Source organism: Klebsiella sp. KTE92 (assembly GCF_000398905.1).
Lineage (GTDB): Bacteria > Pseudomonadota > Gammaproteobacteria > Enterobacterales > Enterobacteriaceae > Klebsiella > Klebsiella variicola.
The window spans coordinates 2,650,718-2,674,375 of sequence record NZ_KB976100.1; the positions used below are offsets into that span (position 1 = coordinate 2,650,718).

22 protein-coding genes and 1 pseudogene are annotated in these 23,658 nt (G+C 55.4%); 13 read left to right on the plus strand and 10 right to left on the minus strand.

Annotated elements, in window-relative coordinates; translation table 11 throughout:
- Positions 1-15: 15 nt before the first annotated feature.
- Complete coding sequence (locus tag A1WC_RS12900) at positions 16-648, minus strand: DUF6904 family protein (RefSeq protein WP_001567369.1); 633 nt, start codon at positions 646-648, stop codon at positions 16-18.
- Between the two features lie 189 nt (positions 649-837).
- Between A1WC_RS12900 and A1WC_RS28525 the strand changes: the two are divergent.
- From A1WC_RS28525 to A1WC_RS12885, 4 genes and pseudogenes are all read left to right on the plus strand, one after another.
- A pseudogene (locus tag A1WC_RS28525) lies at positions 838-1,102 on the plus strand (ISNCY family transposase); the annotation flags it as partial.
- Between the two features lie 404 nt (positions 1,103-1,506).
- On the plus strand, positions 1,507-1,962 hold the full coding sequence (locus A1WC_RS12895) for a MarR family winged helix-turn-helix transcriptional regulator (RefSeq protein ID WP_012541719.1): 456 nt from the start codon (positions 1,507-1,509) through the stop codon (positions 1,960-1,962).
- 15 nt (positions 1,963-1,977) lie between these two features.
- Positions 1,978-3,156, plus strand: a complete 1,179-nt coding sequence (locus tag A1WC_RS12890) for an efflux RND transporter periplasmic adaptor subunit (protein ID WP_016161038.1) — start codon at positions 1,978-1,980, stop codon at positions 3,154-3,156.
- Between the two features lie 10 nt (positions 3,157-3,166).
- The gene (locus tag A1WC_RS12885; RefSeq protein WP_016161039.1) at positions 3,167-4,705 is read left to right on the plus strand and encodes a DHA2 family efflux MFS transporter permease subunit; all 1,539 of its coding nucleotides are present in this window, start codon (positions 3,167-3,169) and stop codon (positions 4,703-4,705) included.
- 183 nt (positions 4,706-4,888) lie between these two features.
- Here the strand turns inward: A1WC_RS12885 and A1WC_RS12880 are convergent, their stop codons facing one another.
- From A1WC_RS12880 to A1WC_RS12855, 6 genes are all read right to left on the minus strand, one after another.
- Complete coding sequence (locus tag A1WC_RS12880; RefSeq protein WP_016161040.1) at positions 4,889-6,568, minus strand: dipeptide ABC transporter ATP-binding protein; 1,680 nt, start codon at positions 6,566-6,568, stop codon at positions 4,889-4,891.
- The gene (locus A1WC_RS12875; RefSeq protein ID WP_012968221.1) at positions 6,565-7,428 is read right to left on the minus strand and encodes an ABC transporter permease; all 864 of its coding nucleotides are present in this window, start codon (positions 7,426-7,428) and stop codon (positions 6,565-6,567) included. The genes A1WC_RS12880 and A1WC_RS12875 overlap by 4 nt, the downstream gene beginning before the upstream one ends.
- Entirely contained in the window at positions 7,421-8,383 is a 963-nt protein-coding gene (locus A1WC_RS12870; RefSeq protein ID WP_016161041.1) for an ABC transporter permease, read from the minus strand. Before A1WC_RS12870 ends, A1WC_RS12875 begins: the two co-directional genes overlap by 8 nt.
- Entirely contained in the window at positions 8,361-9,971 is a 1,611-nt protein-coding gene (locus A1WC_RS12865; RefSeq protein WP_016161042.1) for an ABC transporter substrate-binding protein, read from the minus strand. Before A1WC_RS12865 ends, A1WC_RS12870 begins: the two co-directional genes overlap by 23 nt.
- 377 nt (positions 9,972-10,348) lie before the next feature.
- Positions 10,349-10,993 (minus strand): TenA family protein, encoded by a 645-nt coding sequence (locus A1WC_RS12860; protein ID WP_016161043.1) that lies wholly within the window; start codon positions 10,991-10,993, stop codon positions 10,349-10,351.
- Positions 10,993-11,838, minus strand: a complete 846-nt coding sequence (locus tag A1WC_RS12855) for a BtpA/SgcQ family protein (RefSeq protein WP_004176161.1) — start codon at positions 11,836-11,838, stop codon at positions 10,993-10,995. Before A1WC_RS12855 ends, A1WC_RS12860 begins: the two co-directional genes overlap by 1 nt.
- 26 nt (positions 11,839-11,864) lie before the next feature.
- Here A1WC_RS12855 and A1WC_RS12850 point away from each other — a divergent pair, with 26 nt between their 5' ends.
- Positions 11,865-12,737 carry a PfkB family carbohydrate kinase gene (locus tag A1WC_RS12850; protein WP_016161044.1) on the plus strand — a complete coding sequence of 291 codons (873 nt, stop codon included), beginning with the start codon at positions 11,865-11,867 and terminating at the stop codon, positions 12,735-12,737.
- A 1-nt stretch (position 12,738) separates the two neighbouring features.
- Here A1WC_RS12850 and A1WC_RS12845 read toward each other — a convergent pair whose 3' ends face one another.
- Positions 12,739-13,692: a substrate-binding domain-containing protein gene (locus tag A1WC_RS12845; protein WP_012541714.1), complete on the minus strand. Its 954-nt coding sequence runs from the start codon at positions 13,690-13,692 to the stop codon at positions 12,739-12,741.
- Positions 13,693-14,037: 345 nt separating this feature from the next.
- Here A1WC_RS12845 and A1WC_RS12840 point away from each other — a divergent pair, with 345 nt between their 5' ends.
- The 7 genes from A1WC_RS12840 to A1WC_RS12810 all read left to right on the plus strand — a co-directional run bounded on the left by A1WC_RS12840 (position 14,038) and on the right by A1WC_RS12810 (position 20,742).
- The gene (locus A1WC_RS12840; protein ID WP_004190069.1) at positions 14,038-15,060 is read left to right on the plus strand and encodes a LacI family DNA-binding transcriptional regulator; all 1,023 of its coding nucleotides are present in this window, start codon (positions 14,038-14,040) and stop codon (positions 15,058-15,060) included.
- Positions 15,061-15,440: 380 nt separating this feature from the next.
- Entirely contained in the window at positions 15,441-16,187 is a 747-nt protein-coding gene (locus tag A1WC_RS12835) for an ATP-binding cassette domain-containing protein (protein ID WP_074186512.1), read from the plus strand.
- Between the two features lie 18 nt (positions 16,188-16,205).
- The gene (locus A1WC_RS12830) at positions 16,206-17,207 is read left to right on the plus strand and encodes an ABC transporter permease (RefSeq protein ID WP_016161045.1); all 1,002 of its coding nucleotides are present in this window, start codon (positions 16,206-16,208) and stop codon (positions 17,205-17,207) included.
- 3 nt (positions 17,208-17,210) lie between these two features.
- Positions 17,211-18,290, plus strand: coding sequence for a phosphotriesterase family protein (locus tag A1WC_RS12825; RefSeq protein ID WP_012541711.1), 1,080 nt, complete (start codon positions 17,211-17,213; stop codon positions 18,288-18,290).
- A 14-nt stretch (positions 18,291-18,304) separates the two neighbouring features.
- A complete protein-coding gene (locus tag A1WC_RS12820; RefSeq protein ID WP_008804865.1) occupies positions 18,305-19,060 on the plus strand; it encodes a glutamine amidotransferase in 756 nt (251 codons plus the stop codon).
- Positions 19,060-20,202 carry a M20 family metallopeptidase gene (locus tag A1WC_RS12815; RefSeq protein WP_016161046.1) on the plus strand — a complete coding sequence of 381 codons (1,143 nt, stop codon included), beginning with the start codon at positions 19,060-19,062 and terminating at the stop codon, positions 20,200-20,202. The genes A1WC_RS12820 and A1WC_RS12815 overlap by 1 nt, the downstream gene beginning before the upstream one ends.
- 111 nt (positions 20,203-20,313) lie before the next feature.
- On the plus strand, positions 20,314-20,742 hold the full coding sequence (locus tag A1WC_RS12810) for a cell envelope integrity protein TolA (RefSeq protein ID WP_016161047.1): 429 nt from the start codon (positions 20,314-20,316) through the stop codon (positions 20,740-20,742).
- 104 nt (positions 20,743-20,846) lie between these two features.
- Here the strand turns inward: A1WC_RS12810 and ahlK are convergent, their stop codons facing one another.
- Positions 20,847-21,641 (minus strand): N-acyl homoserine lactonase AhlK, encoded by a 795-nt coding sequence (gene ahlK / locus A1WC_RS12805; protein WP_164481337.1) that lies wholly within the window; start codon positions 21,639-21,641, stop codon positions 20,847-20,849.
- 160 nt (positions 21,642-21,801) lie between these two features.
- On the opposite strand from ahlK, the gene A1WC_RS12800 reads away from it, so the two are divergent.
- Positions 21,802-22,689, plus strand: coding sequence for a LysR family transcriptional regulator (locus A1WC_RS12800; RefSeq protein ID WP_016161049.1), 888 nt, complete (start codon positions 21,802-21,804; stop codon positions 22,687-22,689).
- Between the two features lie 41 nt (positions 22,690-22,730).
- On the opposite strand, the gene A1WC_RS12795 is transcribed toward A1WC_RS12800, so the two are convergent.
- The gene (locus A1WC_RS12795) at positions 22,731-23,633 is read right to left on the minus strand and encodes a LysR family transcriptional regulator (RefSeq protein WP_016161050.1); all 903 of its coding nucleotides are present in this window, start codon (positions 23,631-23,633) and stop codon (positions 22,731-22,733) included.
- Between the last annotated feature and the right edge of the window lie 25 nt (positions 23,634-23,658).

Genomic DNA, 23,658 nt, shown 5'->3' on the forward strand with positions numbered 1-23,658 from the left:
CCGGACAGTGGTTGCTCACCAGTTGATATTGTCCGGCCAGACCCATGATGTATTATTCATTTCGTTCAGCATCTTTATGTCCTGCTTTTCACGGGCATACTTACCCCATAATGAATGAAAAGAACGAACAATACTGATTAACTGCTTTTTTCTTTGCTCCGGAGATAGGCTGATAAAATAGCAGCACCTGCTGTCAATATTATCCTCAATGAAATTAAAATCAGAGTCTGATGCATATTTTACTGTTAGCATAATATCATTCGACGTTGTTCTCTCAGACTCTGTTAATGCTGATTCTATCAGGTATTCAAAGGCATACATGACAGACAGCTGGTTTTTGTCTGTCTGAATATAACCCATTGAGTTTCTGAGTATTGAGGACTGTACCAGGACCAGAGGCCATAAAAGCTCAACACCATAAAGCTTATATGTATCATGTTGATCATACTGATGTTGCTCAACACGACGATTACCTTCCCGTGCTTTACGAATATCATAGGCAAGGGATAACATAAATCCGTCTTTAACTTTAATCAGTGGGCTTTCATCCACGATGTAATGAATGAGTTCATGTAATTCATTCAGGGCTTCTGAATCTCCCCACAGTATAAAACCTGCATTGTTCGGCGTTAACTCGTATCGAAGCATGGGCTCAATCATCCTGTTGTTTCAGTCGGAGGAAAGTCTATCAGTAAAGAGAATGAGAGATCAAAGTGGTCATTTTAATTGAGCTGGATAACGGACATTTCAATTGAGCCTTGACACATATTATGGTGGCTAAGTTGTAAGGTTTTCTCCTGGATAAGTTACTCGTAGATTCAGCATCGATAGATTCTGATGACGGCTCATGCGGCGGAGTTTTTTGCTTTGGATAAAGTTAACCGACTCAAAGTTATTAGGACGTTATCGTTCGGCGTCTGACTACACTTGATGGCCACACAGCGCCTGAGCATATCTGACAGCCTGTGCCGATGCCTTCTGTCGCGTTACCGTGAATCTGGCCCGCTGGGTATGGCTAGCCGTCGTCGTTGAAAACCCAGCAATAACCAACGACCTGATGGTCTTGCCCGGTACGCACTCAATATTATCCGCTTGAGATATCTGACAGACACTGCCGACGGTTGTTGGAGCGCTATCGTGAACATGGGCCGCTTTCACTTGTTAACCGTCGTCGTAGCCAGCCTGGCAACCGGCAACTGAGAACGTGTACTGCGTACTATCCGCGAACATTACGCTGATTTTGGTCCGACAGTACGCCAGCTGATGACACAGACTGCTTTATGGAACCCTGGCAAGTTACGGCCGCGCGTACATCAATCACGCCTGCGTCGGGCCTGTACCCCAGAGCGCATCCAAATTGATGTCTGCGGGCATCACGGGTTCGAGTGATCGTAATTCGCTTATCGCCCTCCTCCATTTGTCAATATGTGTGCTTTCTGTTGACCTAATTTGACAATTGGTGACCAGGCAGTAATTATCATGTTAATTACTGACCAGGCAGCTATCATGAATACCCCAATCGACTCTTCCCATAAAAACCTGCATCTGGGTTTGCTGTTCCATCTGGCAAACCAGTTTAAGGACCTGCTTATCGGCCATTACTTTGCCGACAGCGGCATTACCGCACCGCAATTTAAGGTATTGATTAATATATTTAAAGGTAACACCAGCCCGGCAGAAATCTGCAAGAGCCTGCAGATGGATACCGGGGCAATGAGCCGTATGGTTGCACGTATGGTGAAGAACGACCTGATCGAGCGCCGCCCGAATCCGCACGACAAGCGCCAGGTGATCCTGGCCCTGACGGCAAAAGGTCAGACGCTGTGCAATACGTTTCAGAATGAAGCACTGAATACCATCCTCGCGGACTTAACGGCGCGTCTGACGCCCGAAGAATCCCGGCAGCTCGCAGATATTCTTATCAAAATGCTGCCCGATGAATTCACGGCCCCCCATCGCTAATTAAGGTCACCGGTTATGTCTATGGAAAATAACGCGCCTCCCTCTGACAAGCGCCCAGGCAAGCGTACAAGAAACTTCGCCATTTTATTACTGATCCTGATCCTCGCGGCAGGAGGCTGTCTGGCCTGGTATCTGCTTTACGCCCGCTATTACGAGAGCACCGACGATGCTTACGTCAACGGAAATCAGGTCACCCTGACACCGCAAATCACCGGTACCGTGACTCAGGTGACCGTGGATGAAGGCGATTATGTCGAAAAAGGCCAGCCCCTGGTTCTGCTGGACCCAAGCGATACCGCCATCGCCCTGCAGCAGGCTGAAGCCAATCTCGCCAGCACAGTGCGTCAGGTGCGTGGCCTCTACAGCACCGCCGACAACTACCGTGCACAAGTAGCTGCCAAAAAAGTAGCCCTGCAAACAGCGAAAAGTGACTATGTGCGCCGGGAAAAAATTGTCAGTTCCGGTGCCATTGCGGTGGAAGATCTGGCGCACTACCGTGATGCCGTGACCAGCGCGCAAAGCGATTTACTGGCTGCCGAGCAAGCGCTCAAAACCAATCAGGCGATGGTTGATGACACCGTGGTGGATAACCATCCTGAAGTCAAAACCGCCGTTGCGACGCTGCGCCAACGCTATCTCGATAACTCCCGCAGCACCATTGTTGCGCCCGTCAGTGGTTACGTCGCTAAACGTGCTGTGCAGCTCGGGATGCGTGTCACCTCCGGCACCACGCTGCTTGCCATCGTGCCGCTGAATGAAGTGTGGGTGGATTCCAACTTTAAAGAGAGCCAAATGCAGGACATGCGCATTGGGCAAAAAGTAGAGCTGAATGCGGATCTCTATGGCGATAACGTGAAATATCACGGCACCATCGAAAGTCTCGGCATTGGTACCGGTAGCGCATTCTCACTGTTGCCAGCCCAGAACGCCAGCGGCAACTGGATCAAAATCGTCCAACGCCTGCCGGTACGCATCACGCTTGACCCACATGACATGCAGAAGCATCCGCTGCGTGTGGGTCTGTCGATGAACGCTGAGGTGGATATCCGCAATCAGGGTGGTCACCTTCTGCCACAAAAAACCGTCGAACAGCCGCGATTCCGTACCGATGTGTATGAAACGCCAATGGAAGCAGCCGATAAACTGGTGGCGAAAATCCTTCATGACAACACCAGCGCTGTAGCCCAGCGCTAAGAGAGAAGCTATGTCAGAGCCGAAGGCAGCCTTTACGCCCCCCAGCCTGTTCCTGGCGACGCTTGCCCTGTCGCTGGCGACCTTTATGCAGGTGCTGGACTCCACCATCGCCAACGTGGCGCTGCCGACTATCTCCGGCAACCTGGGCGTTAGCGCCGATCAGGGGACATGGGTTATCACCTCTTTTGCGGTGTGTAACGCTATTGCTCTACCGTTGACAGGCTGGTTTACCCGCCGATTCGGGCAGTTGCGGTTGTTTATCGCCTCGGTGATGTTCTTTACCCTGACGTCATTTCTGTGCGGCTTCGCCCACAGCATGACGGAGCTCATCATCTTCCGTGCGCTGCAGGGTTTTTTCGCCGGGCCGATGTTCCCGATGTGTCAGACGCTGTTGCTGGTTATCTTCCCGCCGATGAAACGCAGCATGGCGCTGGCGCTGCTGTCGATGGTGACCGTGGTGGCGCCTATCGTGGGACCCATCACCGGCGGCTGGCTTACCGATAACTACTCCTGGCCATGGATCTTCTACATCAACGTGCCGATTGGGATTTTCGCCTCCATCGTGGTCTGGTCGCAGCTGCGCATGCGTGAAGAAACAACGCAGTCATCGCCTGTCGACTATATTGGCATCGCGCTGTTGGTGCTTGGCGTGGGCCTGCTGCAGGTGGTGCTGGATAAGGGCAACGACGAAGACTGGTTCTCTTCTACGCCCATTATCGTGATGTCTATTGTCTCGGCGATCAGCCTGATTTGCTTTGTGATATGGGAGCTGGACGAACGTCACCCGATTGTGAACCTGCGGCTGTTCAAAGACCGCAACTTCGCCATCGGCACGTTGGCGCTGATGCTGGGCTATGCCGCGTTCTTTGCCATCAACATTATTCTGCCGCAGTGGTTGCAGACCCAGATGGGCTACACGGCTATCTGGGCCGGTCTCGCCGCTGCGCCGATGGGCTTCTTACCACTGGTGCTGACGCCAGTCATCGGACGTTACGCCACCAAAGTGGATTTACGAATTTTATGCTCAGTGTCATTCCTGACAATGGGGGCATCCTGTCTGATGCGCGCGCAGTTCAATACTGACGTGGATTTCCGCACCATCGCCAGCGTGCAGATGTTTATGGGGATTGGCGTGGCCTTCTTCTTCATGCCGCTGACCACCATTGTGCTGTCGAATCTGCACGGTAACGAAGTGGCGGAAGGCTCAGGACTGGCCACGTTCTTTCGCGTACTCGGCGGCTCCTTTGCCTCATCGTTAACCACATGGATCTGGCAGCGACGTGAAGTTTTCCACCACGCGAATCTGACCGAGAGCGTGACACAGTACAACCCAGCGGCTATGGATTACGTAAATAAGATGGGTGGCCCGACGCAGCAGCATCTTGCGATGATTGACCAGGTGGTTACCCAGCAGGCCTACATGATGTCGACAATCGACTATTTCTGGGTGCTCGGCTGGGGCTTTATGGCGCTGATTATCATTATCTGGTTCACCCGCCCGCCGTTCGTGAAATCGGGTATGTCAGGCGCCCCCGCAACAGGTCACTAAACTGAAATTCACACAGGCAAACTTCGCTACGAGCACTGCGTACGGATGGCTCTATCGAGCGCCGGGCCAGTGGCTCTTCCCTGCCCTCTATCACGCAAGACCGCCTGGAATGGGCTCTGGAGATGATAAGAGCGTTGAATAACATTGACCCCATTTCTGATAACGGTGTTTAACGTTTACTGCTCAGTTATATCGCAACGGCGTCTGCCCAACAGCTGATAACAATTGTCGAGTCCACGGGTGGCGTGGTGCCCGAAAAATTTGATCCACACTGCCGCTTTCGACTACCTCGCCGTCTTTCATCACTGCAATACGATGACTCATATGCTGCACCACGCCCAGATCATGAGAGATAAACAGCATTGACAGATGCAAACGGCGTTGCAGCGCTACCAGCAAATCCAACACTTGCGCCTGGGTGGTGACATCCAGCGCCGACACCGGCTCGTCGCAAATCAGAATATCCGGCTCGCAGGCCAGGGCCAGGGCCTGGGCGATGGCGATACGTTGCCGCTGCCCACCGGAAAGCGTGGCCGGACGTCGCGTCAGCAGATCGGGACTTAAACCAACCAGCGCCAGCAACGCCTGCGCACGTGACAACCGGTCCGCGGCTGTGAGCGTCGTATGCAGGCGCAGAGGCTGTTGCAGCAATTGCGCCACGTTATATTGCGGATTAAATGAACCCAGCGGATCCTGCACAATCGTCTGGATACGCGCCCGCAACGGCTGCCGCTGACGTTCTGTCAGCCTGCTCCATGGTTGCCCAGCGAGAAGGATCTCGCCCTGTTGCGGTGCCTGCAGCGCCAGCGCCAGTTTGCCTAGCGTGGTCTTGCCGCTACCGGATTCGCCCACAATGCCCAGCGTTTCGCCCTGCGCGACCTCTAACGTCACCTGATTGACGGCCTGCAAGCGACGGCCATCTGGCAGAACATACGCCAGTGATACGTTATCGGCAGCCAGCACGGGTGTGGTGCTGTCGGTACTGATGTTCTCCCGCACTACCGTTTGACCCAGCGGATCGTTTCCTGTTAACCACTTCCCACGCGTACCGGCAGAGGGAATGGCCGCCAGCAGACGGCGGGTATAAGGGTGTTGCGGCGCATGCAGCACCTGTCGCACCTTGCCGCTCTCCACCGCTTTGCCCTGCCGCATCACCACCACACGGTCGGCAATATCCGCCACCACCGACAAATCATGGGTGATCAGCAGCACGCCATGCCCGGCATCCGCCAGGGCCCTGAATACATTCAAAACTTGTTTTTGTACGGTGGCGTCCAGCGCGGTAGTAGGTTCATCGGCAATGAGTAATCGCGGCCCCGCCGCCAGCGCCGATGCGATGAGCGCACGTTGGCGCAGGCCACCGGAGAGTTCATGTGCATACTGCGCCATCCGGTTATGCGGATCGGGGATGCCGGTTTGCGTTAACAGCTCCGCCACGCGTTCGCGAACTGCCGTCCCCCGTTCCAGGCGGTGCGTCAACAACGGCTCCGCGACTTCCTGACCAATCCGGCGCAGCGGGTCAAGCGAGGTCAGTGCATCCTGCAAAACAAAACCAATTTCGCGCCCGCGTAGTTGCTGCCAACGGCGGGCATCGCACGCCAGTAAATTCTGCGACAGGCCATCGTGCCCCTGCAATATCAGGGACTCGGCGCGAACAGCCGCTCCGGCCCCCGCCAGCCCGACTAATGTCCGGGCCGTGACGGATTTACCCGAACCGGACTCGCCCACCAAAGCCAGGACTTCACCGGCATGCACGTCAAACGATAAGGCGTTAACCGCCTCAATCACCCCCTGCGACGAGGGGAAGCTGACGCTCAGTTGCGCCACCTGTAACAGCGGTTGCTGGAAGGTCTCTGTAGTCATGCGATCCCGCCTTTGGCAATAAGGGTTTGAACACGTCGGCCCAGCAGCGTAATGGCAATCACCGACAGCGCGACAACGCTGGCGGGCAGCAGGCTGACCCACGGGGCGCTATCGAGAAAATTACGTCCCTCAGAGAGCAATGCGCCCCACTCCGCCGTCGGCGGAGTCACCCCAAGTCCAAGGAAACTGAGGGCCGAGGCGGATAATATGGAATAGCCTATCCCCACCGTTGCCAGTACCAGCAGCGGGCGCAGCGTATTGGGCACAATATGGCGCAAAATAATCACCATTGGCGGCTCACCCAGCGCCACCGCATGCTGCACATACCCCGATAACCTGACCTGCAACACTTGCGCGCGCACCAGCCTGGCATAGCCAGCAATGCCGGCCAGTCCGACCGCCAGCAGGGTATTCTCTGGCCCACGCCCCAACACCGTGATAGCCAGCAGCGCCAACAGCAAATCGGGGAACGCCAGCATAATGTCCAGTAGCCGTACGAGTAACTGCCGTACCGCCCTGGGCGCAAGACCTGCCAGTGTCCCCAGCACAATACCGCCCGCGCTGGCAATCAGGGTCGCGCCGACCCCAATGCTCAGCGACAGCGAGGTGCCATACACCACGCGGGTAAACACATCACGCCCCAACTGGTCAGTACCGAACCAGTGTCTGAGGTCCGGCGGCTGCAAAATCGCGCTGAAATCCATCTGTTCGGGGGTGTACGGCGTGAATAGCGATGGAAAAAACACCGCCACCACGAGCAGTAGCACCAGTAACAACGGAATGCTGGTACCCGGCGCCAGCCACGGGTTACGATAGCGCCCCCCGTCGCGGCGGGCCACCCGCAGTAAAAGATCACTCATCAGCATGCCCTCGCAGACGTAGACGGGGATCGATCAGTAAATAAAGGGTATCAATCAGCAGGTTAATCACCACAAACAACAGCGCGGAGAACATCACCACCCCCAGCACCAAGGGCATGTCGCGGTTCTCAATCGCACCGAGAGTGATTTGTCCCAGTCCCGCCCGGCCAAATACCGTTTCGGTCAGAATTGAGCCGCCTAATACGCTGGCCAGCAGCGTCCCCGTCAGCGTCGACACCGCCAGCAAGGCATGGCGCAACGCATGCCGTAAGCGCAGCGCAGTTTCACTCACCCCACGCGTACGGACGGTCATGGCGAACGGCTGCGAAAGCGCCTCCTCCAGCCCATCACGCAGCACCTGGCTGAGTGTCGCAGCCAGCGGCAGGCTGAGCGTCACCACCGGCAGCACAAGGGCGATCCAGCCATCGTTACCGGTCACCGGAAACCATTGCAGTTTGAAACTGAAAATGCTCAACAACACGATGCCGATCCAGTACACCGGTGTGCTAAGCAGCATCAGCTCCAACCCGGCAAGCAGAGACCGCAGACGCGGATGACGTCCGGCTGTCAGTAATGCGTTAAATACCGCCAGTACCAGTGCCAGCGCCAGGGCGCTGACGGCCAGCGGCACCGTCTCTTTCAACGCTGCGCTAATCACCTGCACAACAGGCTGGCGATACTGGTAACTCACGCCAAGGTTGCCCGTCAGCGCCTCGCCACAGTAGCGCAAATATTGCCACCACAGTGGCTTATCCAGGCCGAACTGGCGGGTCAGCGTCTCGCGAAAACTATCATCCACAACGCTGTTGGCGCTGCCTATCAGAATTGCCACAGGATCGCCGGGGATCAGTTTTACCGCAACAAACGTCAGCGTTGCCGCGCCCCACAGCACGGCGAAAATGGTCAGCAGGCGCTTGCCTGCTGCCAGCAGCTTAGCGTTGGATCCAGACATCATAGAAATTCGGCTTCGCGTTCGTGGCCCAGCTAATGCCCTGCACCTGTTTGGCTTTCCCTAACTGATATGCCGGGATGTAAATTGGCACCGCCCAGGCCTGATCGATAATCTGGTGCTGGATGGCATAGTAGATGCGTTTACGCTCGGCTTCGCTGGCACCGACAGCGGTTTCCAGTTGGCTATCCAGCGCTTTAACGCGGCTGAAGTTGTTCCCCTTCGGCGGAATATAGTTGGAATGGAAAACGGTACGCAGGATGTCCGGCTCCGGGCGAACAAAATAGTTCGAGATAATGTCGTACTGGTTAGCCGCCGTGCGGCTGCTGAGAATGCCTGAATCCACCGGATCGAGTTTCAGTTCAAAACCGGCTTGTTTTACCTGGTATTGAATTGCCTGGAACAGCGTCACGTCAGCGGCTTCGACATCGTTTGAAGAGTAAGTAAATTGCACAGTAAGGCGTTTACCCTCCTTGACCCGGTAGCCTTCGCTATCGGTTTGCTGCCAGCCGGCTTCATCCAGAAGACGGCGGGCTTTTTGCAGATCAAACCCCCACTGGCTGGCAATAGCCGGATCGTAATCCAGCGTAGCGGGTCCAAGAATATTGTCGGCAGGTTTCAGGATGCCAAAGAACGCGGCTTTAACGGCAGTGGTGCGATCGATGGCGCTCTGGAAGGCCTGCCGTACTTTCAGGTCGCTGAAGATCCCTGTGTCGCTATTCAAATAAAGCACGCGTGGAACGCCTGGGTTTTCCCTGGTGATCACATCCAGCTTCGGGTTATTTTTTACCTGCGCATAATTCACCGGCGGAATGGCATCGATCACCTGTACCTGCCCGCTATTCAGCGCGCCAAGCCGCACCGCTGACTCCGGCAGGTACTTAAATTCGATCTTATCCAGCCATGCCGGGCCTTTGTGGGTGGCATAGCCCGGGCCCCAGTTGTAATCGGCGCGCTTGCTGAGTTTACTCCCGCTGCCTTTGACAAACGATTCGAGGATAAAGGGACCAGAACCGACCACGGTATTGCTGGTATTCGCCGTTTTCTGCAGATAAGTCGGTGACTGAATACCGAGATACGGCAAGCTCAGCCCCTGCAGCAGCGGTGCGAAAGGCGTTTTATAGCGGATCACCACGGTGTACTCATCTGGCGTAGTGATCGCGTCAATCGGCCCCAACAACGATTTGGAGTAACTGGAGGTGGTTTTCGGATCGAGTATGCGTTCAAAGTTATATTTTACCGCCGCAGCATCCAGTTTCGTGCCATCACTAAAAGTCACATCCTTGCGAAGATGGAAGGTGTATTCGCGGTTATTGTTTTTAATTTCCCAGCGTTCCGCCAGCCATGGTGTAAAGCTGTTATCTTCCGCCTGGCCGACCAAAGAATCCACCACGTTACGCGTAACCAGAGCGGTGACGGAATAAGCGGTAATAGAGGGGTCAATAATCGGGGTATCGCTGCCCAGAGCGACCGTCAGCACACCCCCCGCGACAGGTTTATCCTGTGCGTGAGTGGTGAAGCTGGCAGTAAGCGTTAGCGCGGAAAGCAGACTGATGCGCAATAAACTGTTCTGTGAATAAATGCTTCGTTTCATCCCTTTTCCTTGGCCTGGTTTTTGTTAAATATCTGGCAATTAAAGTCCATTGTAGGGGGAGAGCCGCCGTCGAGTAACGATGGATAATTTATATCTATTTCTGAAAATAGCTTTTTCTTCAGGTGGGAAGAAAAGAAAAAAGAGAGCCCCGAGCTACAGGCCCGAATAAAATAACATAAATGCTCGCCCTCTATAATTTCTCTCAAAAGAGTCAGAAGGCAGCTAAATTAACCCTCCGACTTTATTAAGATAAAAATGTGAAATAAGAATCGGCATTAACGGTAATGGTAAGTTTCGCCAACAAGACGCAGAACGTCGAGATATAACCCGTATTCAGGAGACGCCGCGTCCGGCGCCCCCTGTGATCCACCTCGCGGCTACTCCTCGTACGCCGCGTGATGGAAATCAATTTCCCACTGCAGCACCTCGCCGTAAAGCGCCGATAACGCCTGCTTTTCGTCTTCACTCAGCGCCATGGCGCAGCGGTCGAGTTCGTTTTTTAGCCAGAGAGCCTGCTGATAAAATTCGTCCTCCGCGTGCATTTCCACCCAGCGTCGTAAATCAGCATCGCTCTGATGATGTTCGCTCGCCCGTCGGCACCAGCAAGAGTACATCCATTCCGCACCGAACATCAGGGTCACAATCTGCTCATAGCTGCCCTCGCGGGCGGTCCGCAGCATACCGTCGCGAAAGCGCCGTACCCCGGGCAAATCATCCGGGTACTCAGCGGGATCGATCTGCCGCGCTGACAACACCTGTTCAAACCACGCGATCTGTATATCAACCAGGGCATTCAGCACGCCAATCAGCCAGCGCTGCTGTTGAATACCCGGCGCTTTGCTGACCCCGAGGGCAAAAATCGCGATTGCCGTCGCGACAAAGTTGCCCTCAAACACCAGATAGCGGTTGAAGACGACTGTCGGCAGACGATCCTGTTCGATATCAGTCACAAACGGGTGCTGCTGCATCGCCTGCCACGCCGGTTGATGTTCGCGCAGCAGGCGTTCGCTAAACGCTTCCATTAAGCCTCCTCCAGCGCGGCCTGCGCGACCGACATAAAATGTTTCACCCGGGCCAGCTCAACATCGTTCCACCAGACGCCATCGACCTTCATTGTACTGGCCACAATGACCCCCTGAGTCCGCCCGAGGATCTGCTTCACGTTAGCCGGTGTCACCCCGGAGCCCACCAGGAGCGGTAGTTCCGTCGCCGCGCGGATCTCGTCAATTTCCGCCATCGTGGCGCTATCGCCCGTACGCTGGCCGGTGGCGATCACCGCGTCAGCCTCGAAGAAATCGACATCGCGCGTCAGTTCCTGAATCGAACGATCGGCGACAATGGCATGGCTACCGTGCTTAACGTGGCTATCGGCAAAAACGCGAATATGTTCAGCGCGCAGCATACTGCGGTAGCGCAGCGCCTTAGCGGCCGCCCCTTCTATAAATCCTTCGTTGGCGATATAGGCGTTGGCCCACTGGTTTACGCGGACGAAATCGGCGCCTCCCGCCAGGGCGATCGCCATTGCCGGGATCGCCGCGTTAGCCAGAACGTTAATGCCCAGCGGCACAGCAAAACGTTCACGAACTTTCTCGGTAATGACCGCCATCAGCGCTGAGGTTTCATGGCCGATATCCTCAGGTTTAGAGAAAGGAATATCGCCATGGTTTTCAATAATCAGACCATGAACACCGCCTGAAATATAATTTTCAGCATCGCGAAGCGCACGTTCAACAATATCCGAGACTGATTTTCCTCGATATTTTGGCGAACCAGGAAATGGGTCGCAATGAATAACACCAATAACAGCCTTGCTTCGTGAAAAAATAGCTTGTATTGCATTCGTTTTTTCTGCTGAGATAGCAACCATCTTATCCATCCTGTTAAGGGAACACTATGCGTGTTTACGTTACTGGTAATATTGCCGTAGATGAAACCTGGTCCATTCCGGATATACCGAAAAAAGGAGCCTCCATTCACGGCGTTAAAATGTCGCAGGATATCGGCGGTAAAGGCGCGAACCAGGCGATTATATTATCCCGCTGCGGAATAGAGACGCGTTTAATTGCCGCCACGGGAAATGACAGCAACGGCGCGTGGATCCGCCAGCAGATAAAAAATGAACCACTGACGCTACTACCCGACGGCCATTTCAATCAACATAGCGATACCTCGATTATTTTAAATAGCGCTGATGGCGACAACGCCATCATTACCACTACGGCGGCGGCCGATACATTCAGCCTGGATGAAATTATTCCGCATATGGCGGATGCCGTCGCTGGCGATATTCTGCTACAGCAGGGCAATTTCTCCCTCGATAAAACGCGGGCGCTGTTCCAGTACGCCAGAAGCCGCGGCATGACGACGGTATTCAACCCCTCACCTGTCAATCCTGACTTTTGCCATCTGTGGCCGCTCATCGACATCGCGGTGGTCAATGAATCCGAGGCCGAACTGCTCCAGCCATACGGGGTGAAAACCTTAGTGATTACCCAGGGGGCCGCAGGCGCCTGGTTGGTCCAGGAGGGCCAGCGTCAGTTTTGTCCCGCCGTGCCCGCCGAGGCGCTTGATACTACCGGCGCGGGCGACACGTTCCTCGCCGTCATGTTGGCTTCCGCCCTGCTGCGCGGCGTCGCGCCGGATGCGCTGGCGCTGGCGCACGCCAGTCGCGCTGCCGCCATTACCGTTAGCCGCCGGGGGACGCTCAGCGCGTTTCCCGGCAGCCGTGAGCTCGCCGCCCTGTTAACCACGGACGGGGCGCGCTGACCTACTTAAACAGCGGACGGTATGAATCGACGTTCGCTTTGGTTACCACCGTCGCCGGAACCAGAATGGTTTTCGGCACGGTTTTACCCGACGTGATGCTGTTCAGCGCATTCAGGGCTTCGGCGCCCATCTTTTCCGGGTCCTGCTGCAGTACGGCGGTGACGTAGCCGCCGTCCATACCGGAAATCGCCTTCGCCGTCAGATCCCAGCCAAAGACTTTAATATCTTTCTGCCGCCCCTGGTTTTCTACGGCGGCGATAGCGCCGAGCAGCGCGGGTTCGCCGGTGGCATAAATCGCTGTCAGATCCGGGTTACCGGTGATCAGGTTTTCCGCCGCGGTCATCGCTTTATCCTGCACGTTCTGCCCGTCGACCACGTTAGCGATAGTAATCTTCGGATTGCTTTTCAGCGTCTCTTCGAACCCTTTCTGCCGCTGGTTCTGAATGGCCGAATTCAGCGCGCCGACAATACCCAGTCGCGCCTGGCCGCCCATCTCTTTCTGCACGTAGTCCACGAAGTATTGACCAATAATTCTGCCGCCTTCAATATTATCAACGCCGACCTGAGCTGCCTGTGGCCCGGCCGGTAATACGGCATCAATCGCAATCACCGGAATGTTTGCGGCGGCGGCTTCTTTAACCGCTGGCATGATCCCGTTAACGTCGATAGCAGCAACCAGAATGCCTTTAACGCCTTGCTGAATATAGTTTTCTATCGCGTCGTTTTGCGCCACGGGATTATCGTTAGAGTTAAAAATAACTAAATCCTTGCCACTGGCTTTGGCCGCATCCTGTGCGCCTTTATTCATCAGATTAAAGAACAGCGCCTGTTGGTTGATTTGTACCAGCGCATAAGTCGGACCGGCAGCGCTGGCGGCAGAAATAAAACTCATTGATGCCAGCATGGTCGTGGCGACAGCAAGTAAACGCAGTTTTCCGGTGTGAAATAACATCATCAGTATCCTCGTCGGGAATAGTTGATAGCCAGCAGAGTTCCGCGCCGCATGCGAACGCAGAAGGATTATTTTTTTGGCGGGCAAATATCGTCTATATCGCCAGAACTATCATTGAACGTTCGGCGGATACCTGCTTAATGTCATCCCGGCAACCGGTCCGTGTCGGTGCGCGACTGGAATAACTTAAACGGGGTTGGGAATGACTTCCCGGATGATGCGGTAAACTGCCTATACAATTCTCTGCTGATTAAAATTTGTCAAGCATTTATTTTTGGTGATTGTTCGCAGAGAAATTGCTGTATCCACCGCGCTTAACTATGTTACAGATAGCCGATTCTGGCAGAAATGGCGCAGGAAATGAGTATAAAACGCGTATTGTTATCCGATGTGGCAAAGCTGGCCGGGCTGTCGAAGGCGACCCTGTCGCGCTATATGAACAACAGTATTGTGCTGCCGCAGGACACCATCGACCGCATCGAAACCGCCATTCGCGAACTGGACTATCGCGGCAATAGCCTGGCACGCCGTCTTAGCAAAGGCGGCAGCGAAACGCTTGGCCTGGTGCTTCCCGATATTACCAACCCCTTCTTTGCCGAACTGGCCGACGCTGCCGAAGAGGCCGCTTCTGCAAGCGGCTACAGCCTGGTGCTGTGTATCACCCGCAACAACCCGGAAAAAGAGTGCCAGTTCATTCGCTGGCTGGATACCTGCCAGGTCGACGGTCTGCTGTTCACCACCAACCGCCCCGATAACGGCCTGCTGCGCAAGGAAGTCCAGCGTCACGAACGCATTGTCCTGCTGGATGAAGATATTCCCGGCAGTAAGGTACCGAAAGTGTTTGCTGATAACGTCCAGGGCGGGCGGATCGCCACCGAAAAACTGATCGCCGCCGGGCATCGCCATATCGCTTTCGTCGGTGGCCCGGACAAGCTGATGAGCGTCCGTGAGCGCTATCAGGGCTTTTGCACCGCGATGGAGCAAGCGGGCCTGAGCTGGCCGCCCGAATGGGTGATGTATGGCGACTACCAGCGCGAGTTTGGCCAGCAGGCGCTGCGGTACCTGTTCAGCCAACCGGTTCGCCCCACCGCCGTCTTCGCGGCCAGCGACTATCTGGTGCTCGGCCTGCTCGATGGCTTGCGCGCCAGCGGGCTCCAGGCGCCGGAGGCGCTTTCGTTAGTCGGCTTCGATGACGCCAACTACGCCGATTTTACCCAGCCGCGGATCTCCACTATCCGTCAGCCCGCCCGCGAACTGGGCCGTACCGCGGTGAACATCATGATGCGCCTGCTAAACGACGATCCGGACATCCCTGCGGAAACCCGCCTGCCGGTTGAATGGATTGGCCGCGACTCGATTAAGATCTGTTAAGCCCGTCCCAAAATGGCGCAAAAGTGCCCGCTTTTGGCGCAAAAAACGATCAATTAACAATTTATTCACTATAATCAGTAAACCGGTTTACCGGATTTTATTCAATTAAGTGTATTGAATACATAAGGTTAAGTTACAGGGCTGCTGTGTGGTTCCTGCCCTGGCACGGATGCTGCAACGTTCTTACTGGCGAACAAATATCTTACATAGCGTTTGTCCTGACTGCCCTGGCGAGTGCTCTATTCCGCAGGTAAACCGGTTTACTAGATTGTAAACCGTGTCGGATAGAGTCCCTCCCGCAGGATGGCGAACATTTTCCCGGCCACAGCGATGGGAGTTATCAGATGCAGCAGCCACAAACTACCCCGCCAAGGGTAGAGATGATCAATATCACCAAGACCTACGGGTCGATACGCTCATTGCGCGGAGTCAACCTTGAGCTGGCCCCGGGCGAAGTGCTGGGCTTAGTGGGCGATAACGGTGCGGGGAAATCCACCCTGACCAAAGTGCTCTCTGGCGCGGTGATCCCCTCCAGCGGCACGATTCGTATCGACGGTGAACAGCAACAGTTTACGAATCCGGCCGATTCGCGCCGTTGCCATATCGAGATGGTCTACCAGGATCTGTCGCTCTGCGACACGGTCGACGTCGCGGGCAATCTGTTTATGGGCCGTGAGCCGATGAAATCGGTCCTCGGCATCCCCTTTCTCGACGAGGCCAAAATGCACGCCGATGCCAGAGAGATGCTTAAAGGGCTCGGGATCTCCATTCCGGATACTCACCTGCTGGTGCGAAATCTCTCCGGCGGCCAGCGCCAGGCTATAGCCATCGCCCGCGCCGCGGCCTTTGACCCGAAAGTGCTGATTATGGATGAACCCACCGCCGCGCTGGCCGTCGCGGAAGTTGAAGCGGTTCTGGAGCTCATTCGCCGCGTTTCCGCTCGCGGGGTGAGCGTGATTCTGATTACCCACCGCCTGCAGGACCTGTTCCTGGTCTGCGACCGGATCATGGTGATGTATGAGGGTACTAACGTCGCCGACAGACGGGTGTCCGACACCAGCCTGAGCGATATCGTTAACCTGATTGTGGGCGAAAAATTCACCGCCCGCTCTGCGGCAGCACATTGAGGTAACAGGATGAGTATCATGAACTTAAGCAGCTCCCGCATGATCCAGCATTCGCTGCCGCGCCGCCTGCTGCATAACCACTCAGGCGTGGTCAGCATCGCGCTCTTTTTCGTCTTCTGCTGCGTGGTGTTTTCGCTGATCACCAGCAACTTTCTCACCGGCACCAACTGGCTCAACATTATCCGTCAGAGCGCCCCGCTGCTGATCGTCGCGACGGCTATGACTCTGGTCATTACCACCGGCGGTATCGATCTGTCGGTAGGCTCCACCCTGGCGCTGGTCGGCGCACTCTCCGCTATCGCTCTGAATAACTGGGGGCTGCCGTGGCCGGTGGTACTCCTCGGCGGCCTGCTGCTCGGCGGATTCGTTGGCGCCATCAACGGCTTCTTTATTGCCTATGAAGGCATTCCGGCGTTCATCGTCACGCTCGCCACCCTGGCCGTAGTTCGCGGCATCGCGCTGCTGGTCACCCAGGGCTACTCGATTCCGGTACCGGCTGACAGCCTGTTTACCTTTATCGGACGCGCGTGGGTAGTTGGTATCCCCATGCCCGCGCTGATCGGCATGATGATACTGGTGATCGGGCATATCGTTCTCAACCATATGCGCTTTGGCCGCTACGTGACCGCTATCGGCGCCAACGCCGAAGGCGCGCGGCGCAGCGGCATTAACACCAAAGCGGTGACCATGAAGGTCTATATCATCAGCGGAATGGCCGCCGCGCTGGCGGGGATGATCATTACCGCACGCCTCGGCAGCGGCTCTTCCAACCAGGGCGAAGGCTTTGAACTGCAGGTCATTGCTGCCGTTGTGCTAGGCAGCACCAGTCTGTTTGGCGGCTTCGGGACTATTATTGGCACGCTGCTGGGCGCGCTGTCGATTGCGGTCATTCAGAACGGGCTGATCCTGTCGCATATTTCGCCGTTTTACACCCAGATAGCCACCGGCACCATTATCCTGCTGGCTATCTGGCTGAACACCCGCATTCTCAACCCGACGCGCTCCGCGGCAAAAGGATAGCTGATGAAAGGATCAATTTTTCGCCATCCCTCCCCGCTGCCGGTTGGCGTCAGCAGCGGTTATGTAATGACTGTGCTTGGCCCACTACCGATTAACGAAATGGGCGTTACTCTGATGCATGAGCATATTCTGCTGGATGCCTCCGGCAAATGGGTGCCGCCCTGCTGCTGCAGCGATCGCCATCTTGCCGAAATGCCGGTGAAAATGGAAAACCTTGGCGAACTGTCGCTCAACCCGCTGATGAGCCGCGATAACTGTCAGCTGTTTGATGTCGACGTTGCGATTGACGAGCTGACTAAATTTCGCGCCCTTGGCGGAGAGACTGTGGTCGACCCGACCAATATCGGCATTGGCCGCGATCCGAAAGCGCTGGCGCGCATTGCGCGTCTGACCGGTCTGAACATCATTATGGGGACCGGGCTCTATCTGGAGCCTTCGCACCCCGAGTGGGTAAAAATCAGCAGCGTCGAACAACTGACCGAACGGCTGATTTACGATCTTGGCGGCGCGGAGGAGAAACCGGAGGTGCTCGCCGGACTCATCGGCGAAATCGGTATCTCCAGCCGCTTTACGCCGGATGAGGAGAAATCCCTGCGCGCTGCGGGTCGGGCCAGCGCCGCGACCGGCGTGCCGATCGAGGTCCATCTGCCCGGCTGGGAGCGGCTGGGCCATCGGGTGCTGGATATTCTCGAGCAGGAAGGCGCCGATTTACGCCATACCGTGCTGTGCCATATGAATCCCAGCTTTGCCGATAAGCGCTACCAGCGCGAACTGGCGCAGCGCGGGGCGTTTCTCGAATACGACATGATTGGCATGAGCTATTACTACGCCGACGAGTCGGCGCAGTCGCCCTCCGACGAGGAGAACGCCCGCGCGATCCGCGAGCTGATTGACGACGGCTACATCCAGCAAATTCTGCTGTCGCAGGACGTCTTCCTGAAAACCATGCTCACCCGCTACGGCGGCCACGGTTATGGCTACATACTCAAGCATTTTGTTCCCCGTCTGCGGCGCCACGGCGTCAGCGGCGAACAACTTGAAACCTTAATGATTGGAAACCCCCAGCGGGTCTTTGGCGGATAAAAGGAAACGTCATCATGCAGAAAAAAATCTTACTGGTCGGTGAGTCCTGGACCAGCACGTCAACGCACGTTAAAGGCTTCGACCAGTTTGCCACCGCCACCTGGCACACCGGCGCAACGGACTTTCTGGCCGCGCTCGCCGACAGTCCCTATGCCATTACCTATATGCCCGCCCACGCGGCGGCGACCGACTTTCCGCTGACGCTGGAAGCGCTGCAGGAGTGGGATGCGATTATTCTCTCGGACATTGGCGCCAATACGCTGCTGCTGCATCCGGACACCTGGCTGAAGAGCCGCCGAACCGCCAACCGTTTAACGCTCCTGCATGATTACGTGGCCGGCGGGGGGGCGCTGATGATGATCGGCGGCTATTACAGCTTCCAGGGAATCAACGGCGGCGCGCGCTACCGCCATACCGCGGTGGAGAAAGTGCTGCCGGTACGCTGCCTGGCCTGGGACGACCGCATTGAAACCCCGGAAGGCTGCTATGCCGAAGTGACGGAGTCTCACCCCCTGTTTAACGATATTCCGGGCGAATGGCCGTGGCTGCTGGGCTATAACGAAGTTGAAATGCACCCGGAAGGCAAACTGCTGGCGACCGTGGCCGGTACCGGTCATCCGCTACTGGCTGTTCGCGAATATCAGCAGGGTCGTTCGCTGGTGTGGACCAGCGACATGTCGGCGCACTGGCTGCCGGAAGAGTTTGCCAAATGGCCCGGCTATCGCCAGCTATGGATTAACTGCCTCGACTGGCTGACGGAACGCCGCTGATGACCACGACCCTTGAGCTCGCCCGGCAGCTGCTGGGCTTTAACACCATCAACCCGCCAGGCAGCGAAGCCGACTGCATGCGGTTCTTCGCCGACTGGCTTGACGAGAGCGGTTTTGAGGTTTCGCTGTCGTCGTTCGGCGAGGGACGCTGCAATCTTATTGCCAGCCTGCCCGGGGCGAAGAGCGGTAAACCGCTGGCCTTTACCGGACATCTGGATACCGTCCCGCTGGGAAATGCCCGCTGGCAGTACGATCCTTTTGGCTCGCAGATGGAAGACGGGCGTCTTTATGGCCGCGGATCCAGCGATATGAAAGCGGCGATAGCGGCGTTTGCCGTCGCCTGCGTTCATCAGCGGGAAGCGATCCTCGCCGGACGCGGCGCGGTATTGCTGATAACCGGCGGAGAAGAGACCGGCTGCGACGGCGCGCGGGCGCTGATCGCCTCCGCAACGTTGCCGGAGGTGGGCGCGCTGATCGTCGGTGAACCCACCACCAACTATCCGGTTATCGGCCATAAAGGCGCGCTCTGGCTACGCTGCGAAACGCGGGGGAAAACCGCCCACGGCGCGATGCCGGAGCTGGGGATCAATGCTATCTATCTTGCGGCGGATGCGTTGGGTAAGATTCAGCATTTTTCGCCAGGCGCGCCGCATCCGCTAATGAAGCAACCCACCCTCAACGTCGGACGCATAGAAGGCGGACTCAATATTAATTCCGTACCGGACCGCACGCGTTTTGATGTCGATATCCGCAGCGCGCCCAATTTACAGCACGCCACTATCCGGGAGCGCTTGACGACGCTGCTTGGCGAAAGCGTCACCGTCTCCACGCTGGTCGACCTGCCCGCCGTCCTCAGCCGGGAGGATCACGCGTGGATTAAGCAGGTTTACCAACGCTGTCAGCCGCTGCACGCTGAGCCGATTGCGCCGCGCGTGGTGCCCTACTTTACCGACGCCTCGCTGCTGCTGCCTGCATTGGGCGATCCGCCCTGTATTATTCTCGGCCCCGGCGAGCCGTCGATGGCGCATCAAACCGACGAGTACTGCCTGCTCAGCCGACTGGCGGAGGCAGAACAGCTATACGGTGACATTATTCGCGACTGGATGGCATCACCGCCCGCGACGAAAGTAAAAAATGAGTGACACTGTCACTGAAAGCGCGTGCCATGCATTCAGCGTTTGAATAATTTCGCGGAATAACAGAGGATAACCGCCTAGTACACGACGGTATCCCCACCAGCAAGGAGGCTTAGCATGTCCGTGAAAACCAACGCTGTGCTCGTTTGCACCCTCTCTTTACTTCTTTCCGCCTGCTCGGGTGGTGCTTCTGCGCCGGACAGCGCCGAAGACGCTAAAATATCGGCTGAAGTGGATAAGATACTTCGCGATTATCAAACGGGTTCCGATACTTCACCCCAGGCCAATGCCTCACGCTATCTGGCGCGGATCCAGGCGGCTATCTTCGCTAACATAGACCAGCCGGCCTCCTGGCAAGGGCAAAAATGCTCGGTGCGCTTTATGCTGCAGCGTGACGGGACGGTGCAGGATCCAACGGTCGAGAGCGGCGATCGGCCATTCTGCGCGCAGGTGATGTCCGCGCTGAAAAAAGCCAACATCCCGCCCGCGCCGGACGAAAAAACCTATCAAACCTTCAGTCATGTCGTGCTGGACGTGAAGCCCTGAGCTTGCCGGCAGAAATGGCCCCGGCCATCACCAGGGCCATTTCGAACAAGATAAGCTGACAGCCCTTCTTAACAGACGCTTTTTGGCGATCAGCGAGGAATGATTCAATAGTAACAGGCTGGCGCAAGCCTGTTTTTTTTCCATTCTTCAGGATCGTGGCCGGGTATGAATACCGCATGATATCGCTCGGTAAGCTGACGCAGCTTTCGCACTGACTGAGCGACATCAGTAGCAGACGTCATTAGCCCCGGGAGCGCCTTCTCATGGTAATGATCTAAGGTATAAGCCGCATCAATCGCTAGCGTAAAATTTGTACCACCCGGTAAGCGGATAAGAAAAGATTGATGGCCCGGTGAATGCCCTGGGGTGAAAATACATTGGAACGTGCCATCACCGTAAAGGTCATAGTGATCATCGGACAACCCGTTCAGAAATAGCCAGTTAAGTTGGGGACGATCGAAATCGCGTCGGCAATAGGCTCCCGAAGTAAACCAGTCAGGGGCAAAGGCATATTCATACTCTTGCCTCTGGACAACATGCGTAGCATGGGGGAAGCGACCAATTGCTCCCGTATGATCAGAGTGCAAATGGGACAGGACCACATAGCGGATATCCTCAGGAGCAATGCCAATCCTCTTAAGTTGTTCCACGCAACCCTGTTCTTCTGACATCACCGGTTTAAACTGCTCTACAGTACTTCCCCAATAACCGCTGGGATCTTTCAATCCTTCGACAGCCAGACCGCCGTCAATCAGCGTAAACCCATCCGGATGGGTCAGCAGAAACCAGGGAACAGGGATCTGATAATGCTCTCCCACGCCCTGATTCATCCGGATATGCTGATATCGACAATGCTGTGTTCCTGACTGGAACATGAAAAGCTTTATCTCTGGCATCATTATTTTCCACCAATAAATCAATTAAATAGATTGAAATTTAGCCTGGCTCAGGCCTTGAGTCTGGATTTTTCATCATTTCGCAGGAAAGCAGTAGATGCCTGTCCCCACTTACATTTATCGGTAAAGCCAATATAATTGGTGAATGGATCTCTTCTCAGCAATGCGCATATTTATCAGGGTGGTTGAACGGGGCAGCATGTCGGCTGCAGCCCGCGATCTCGGCATTGGCCAGCCCGCCGTGAGTGAAAGAATAGAAAAACTGGAAGCACATCTTGGGACACGTTTGCTTAGGCGCAACACGCGTAACATGTCTCTAACGCACAGCGGTAACGTGTTTTATGAGCGAAGCAAAACGGCCGTTCAGGCGGCAGAGCATGCTCTTTCTGTGAATGAGGAAAATCAGGGGCTGCAAGGCAAAATCCGTATTGCCGCGCCCTATTCCGCCGGAGAAAGCCTGCTGATGCCTGCATTGTTGCAGCTTCAGAACGAGCATCCGGAGCTGCAGGTCGATGTCATTTTTAACGACCGCGTCATCGATCCCGTCACCGAGGGGGTCGATTTATCACTGAGGTTAGGTGATGTCTCCGAAGGCTTTTTTGTCGCACGTCCGCTTGGCGCCGTGCGCAGAGTGCTAGTGGCCTCTCCGGCTCTGCTGGCGAAAATGGGTCATCCTGACACGCCGGAAGCGCTGACAGATTATCCATTTGCTGCTGTTTCCGGTGTATTCGCCAGTAATCGCATTCAATTGATCGCTTCCGAAGATCAACTCATTAATGTTCCCGTCAATATTCAATTTCAGTCCACGCACTGGCGGAGTGTCCTCTCCTGGTTATTAGCGGGACATGCCATTGGTGTTTTGCAAAGTCCGGTTTGCAGAAAAGAAATGGAAGACGGCGCGCTCATCCCCCTCTTAAGCCACTATCCGATCCCGCCATTTAGTGCCTGGTTGCTCCATCCACCAGCTGGGATGATGTCGTATGAAACGCGAATTTGTGCCTCCATACTGGAGGGCTATCTCAGAGATTTGTTGCTTGAGCCGGCCGGCTGAATAGAACAGCGCCGCCCTGGCGCGCTGAAGATGGCCTCTTGTTAATGACTCAATCTCTGATGCATGAAATCAATAAGCGCTCTTGTTTTTGCCGGCAAGTAACGCCGATCTGAATACAGAGCGAACAATTGCAAGGGGGCTGCCGATTGTTCAAATTCAATCTCGATTAACCGCCCATCATCAATATAGGGTTGGCAGGCTTGTTTCGACAGGATGGCAAAACCGGCACCTGAGATGGCCGCCCGCCCTGCCATCTCTCCGCTGTTGACCCGATAACGACCGTTAACCTTGATCGTCTCGAATCCGCCCTTTTTATTCACAAACTGCCAGGGAGCGCCTTTAAGCGCATTCACTGTTGTAATACAGGGTAACTCTTCAAATTGCTGTATTCGAGAAGGCGTGCCATAACGCTGGATGACGGAGGGGGCCGCAACGATGGTGCAAGGGATCGTCACCAGATGACGGGCGATGTAGTCACTGTCATCCATCTGACCACGGCTAACAATGACAGCTAAATCCAGATCATCTCGCAGGGATTCATAACCCGACAAATTTGTGACGCAACTTATCTCCAGGTCCGGATGCTGACAGGCGAAATCAGCAACAACAGAGCCCAGCAATACAGGACCGATTTCATTGGGAATACAGATACGTAATGGCCCCTTGAATTGCATTTGTCGCAACGTTAATTCGGTTTCAGTTTGCTCAAGTGCTTCCAGTAATGGCTTCGCCCGGGTATAGAGTAGATGCCCCGCCTGTGTGAGTTTCATATGTCGGGTACTGCGCTCAATGAGCTGAAGGTTCAGTTTGTCTTCTAACTGAGAAATGCAACGGCTCACATTTGATGTCGGCATTTCCAGGGCTTTCGATGCCCCGACAAAACTGTCTCTTTCCACCACAGCAATGAAGATTTTCAGCGCATTAAAGTCAAGAACTGGCCGCATCAACTATCCCACATATGATAATAAT

Excerpts from the sequence above, each read along its gene's own strand:
- A1WC_RS12855 (WP_004176161.1), bottom strand. The coding sequence starts at position 11,838 with ATGGTTGCTATCTCAGCAGAAAAAACGAATGCAATACAAGCTATTTTT.
- A1WC_RS12865 (WP_016161042.1), bottom strand. The coding sequence starts at position 9,971 with ATGAAACGAAGCATTTATTCACAGAACAGTTTATTGCGCATCAGTCTG.
- A1WC_RS12835 (WP_074186512.1), top strand. The coding sequence starts at position 15,441 with ATGATCAATATCACCAAGACCTACGGGTCGATACGCTCATTGCGCGGA.
- A1WC_RS12840 (WP_004190069.1), top strand. The coding sequence starts at position 14,038 with ATGGCGCAGGAAATGAGTATAAAACGCGTATTGTTATCCGATGTGGCA.
- A1WC_RS12900 (WP_001567369.1), bottom strand. The coding sequence starts at position 648 with ATGCTTCGATACGAGTTAACGCCGAACAATGCAGGTTTTATACTGTGG.
- A1WC_RS12875 (WP_012968221.1), bottom strand. The coding sequence starts at position 7,428 with ATGAGTGATCTTTTACTGCGGGTGGCCCGCCGCGACGGGGGGCGCTAT.
- A1WC_RS12830 (WP_016161045.1), top strand. The coding sequence starts at position 16,206 with ATGAACTTAAGCAGCTCCCGCATGATCCAGCATTCGCTGCCGCGCCGC.
- A1WC_RS12890 (WP_016161038.1), top strand. The coding sequence starts at position 1,978 with ATGTCTATGGAAAATAACGCGCCTCCCTCTGACAAGCGCCCAGGCAAG.
- A1WC_RS12850 (WP_016161044.1), top strand. The coding sequence starts at position 11,865 with ATGCGTGTTTACGTTACTGGTAATATTGCCGTAGATGAAACCTGGTCC.
- A1WC_RS12800 (WP_016161049.1), top strand. The coding sequence starts at position 21,802 with ATGCGCATATTTATCAGGGTGGTTGAACGGGGCAGCATGTCGGCTGCA.
- A1WC_RS12820 (WP_008804865.1), top strand. The coding sequence starts at position 18,305 with ATGCAGAAAAAAATCTTACTGGTCGGTGAGTCCTGGACCAGCACGTCA.
- A1WC_RS12880 (WP_016161040.1), bottom strand. The coding sequence starts at position 6,568 with ATGACTACAGAGACCTTCCAGCAACCGCTGTTACAGGTGGCGCAACTG.
- A1WC_RS12895 (WP_012541719.1), top strand. The coding sequence starts at position 1,507 with ATGAATACCCCAATCGACTCTTCCCATAAAAACCTGCATCTGGGTTTG.
- A1WC_RS12795 (WP_016161050.1), bottom strand. The coding sequence starts at position 23,633 with ATGCGGCCAGTTCTTGACTTTAATGCGCTGAAAATCTTCATTGCTGTG.
- A1WC_RS12885 (WP_016161039.1), top strand. The coding sequence starts at position 3,167 with ATGTCAGAGCCGAAGGCAGCCTTTACGCCCCCCAGCCTGTTCCTGGCG.
- ahlK (WP_164481337.1), bottom strand. The coding sequence starts at position 21,641 with ATGATGCCAGAGATAAAGCTTTTCATGTTCCAGTCAGGAACACAGCAT.
- A1WC_RS12845 (WP_012541714.1), bottom strand. The coding sequence starts at position 13,692 with ATGATGTTATTTCACACCGGAAAACTGCGTTTACTTGCTGTCGCCACG.
- A1WC_RS12815 (WP_016161046.1), top strand. The coding sequence starts at position 19,060 with ATGACCACGACCCTTGAGCTCGCCCGGCAGCTGCTGGGCTTTAACACC.
- A1WC_RS12870 (WP_016161041.1), bottom strand. The coding sequence starts at position 8,383 with ATGATGTCTGGATCCAACGCTAAGCTGCTGGCAGCAGGCAAGCGCCTG.
- A1WC_RS12810 (WP_016161047.1), top strand. The coding sequence starts at position 20,314 with ATGTCCGTGAAAACCAACGCTGTGCTCGTTTGCACCCTCTCTTTACTT.
- A1WC_RS12860 (WP_016161043.1), bottom strand. The coding sequence starts at position 10,993 with ATGGAAGCGTTTAGCGAACGCCTGCTGCGCGAACATCAACCGGCGTGG.
- A1WC_RS12825 (WP_012541711.1), top strand. The coding sequence starts at position 17,211 with ATGAAAGGATCAATTTTTCGCCATCCCTCCCCGCTGCCGGTTGGCGTC.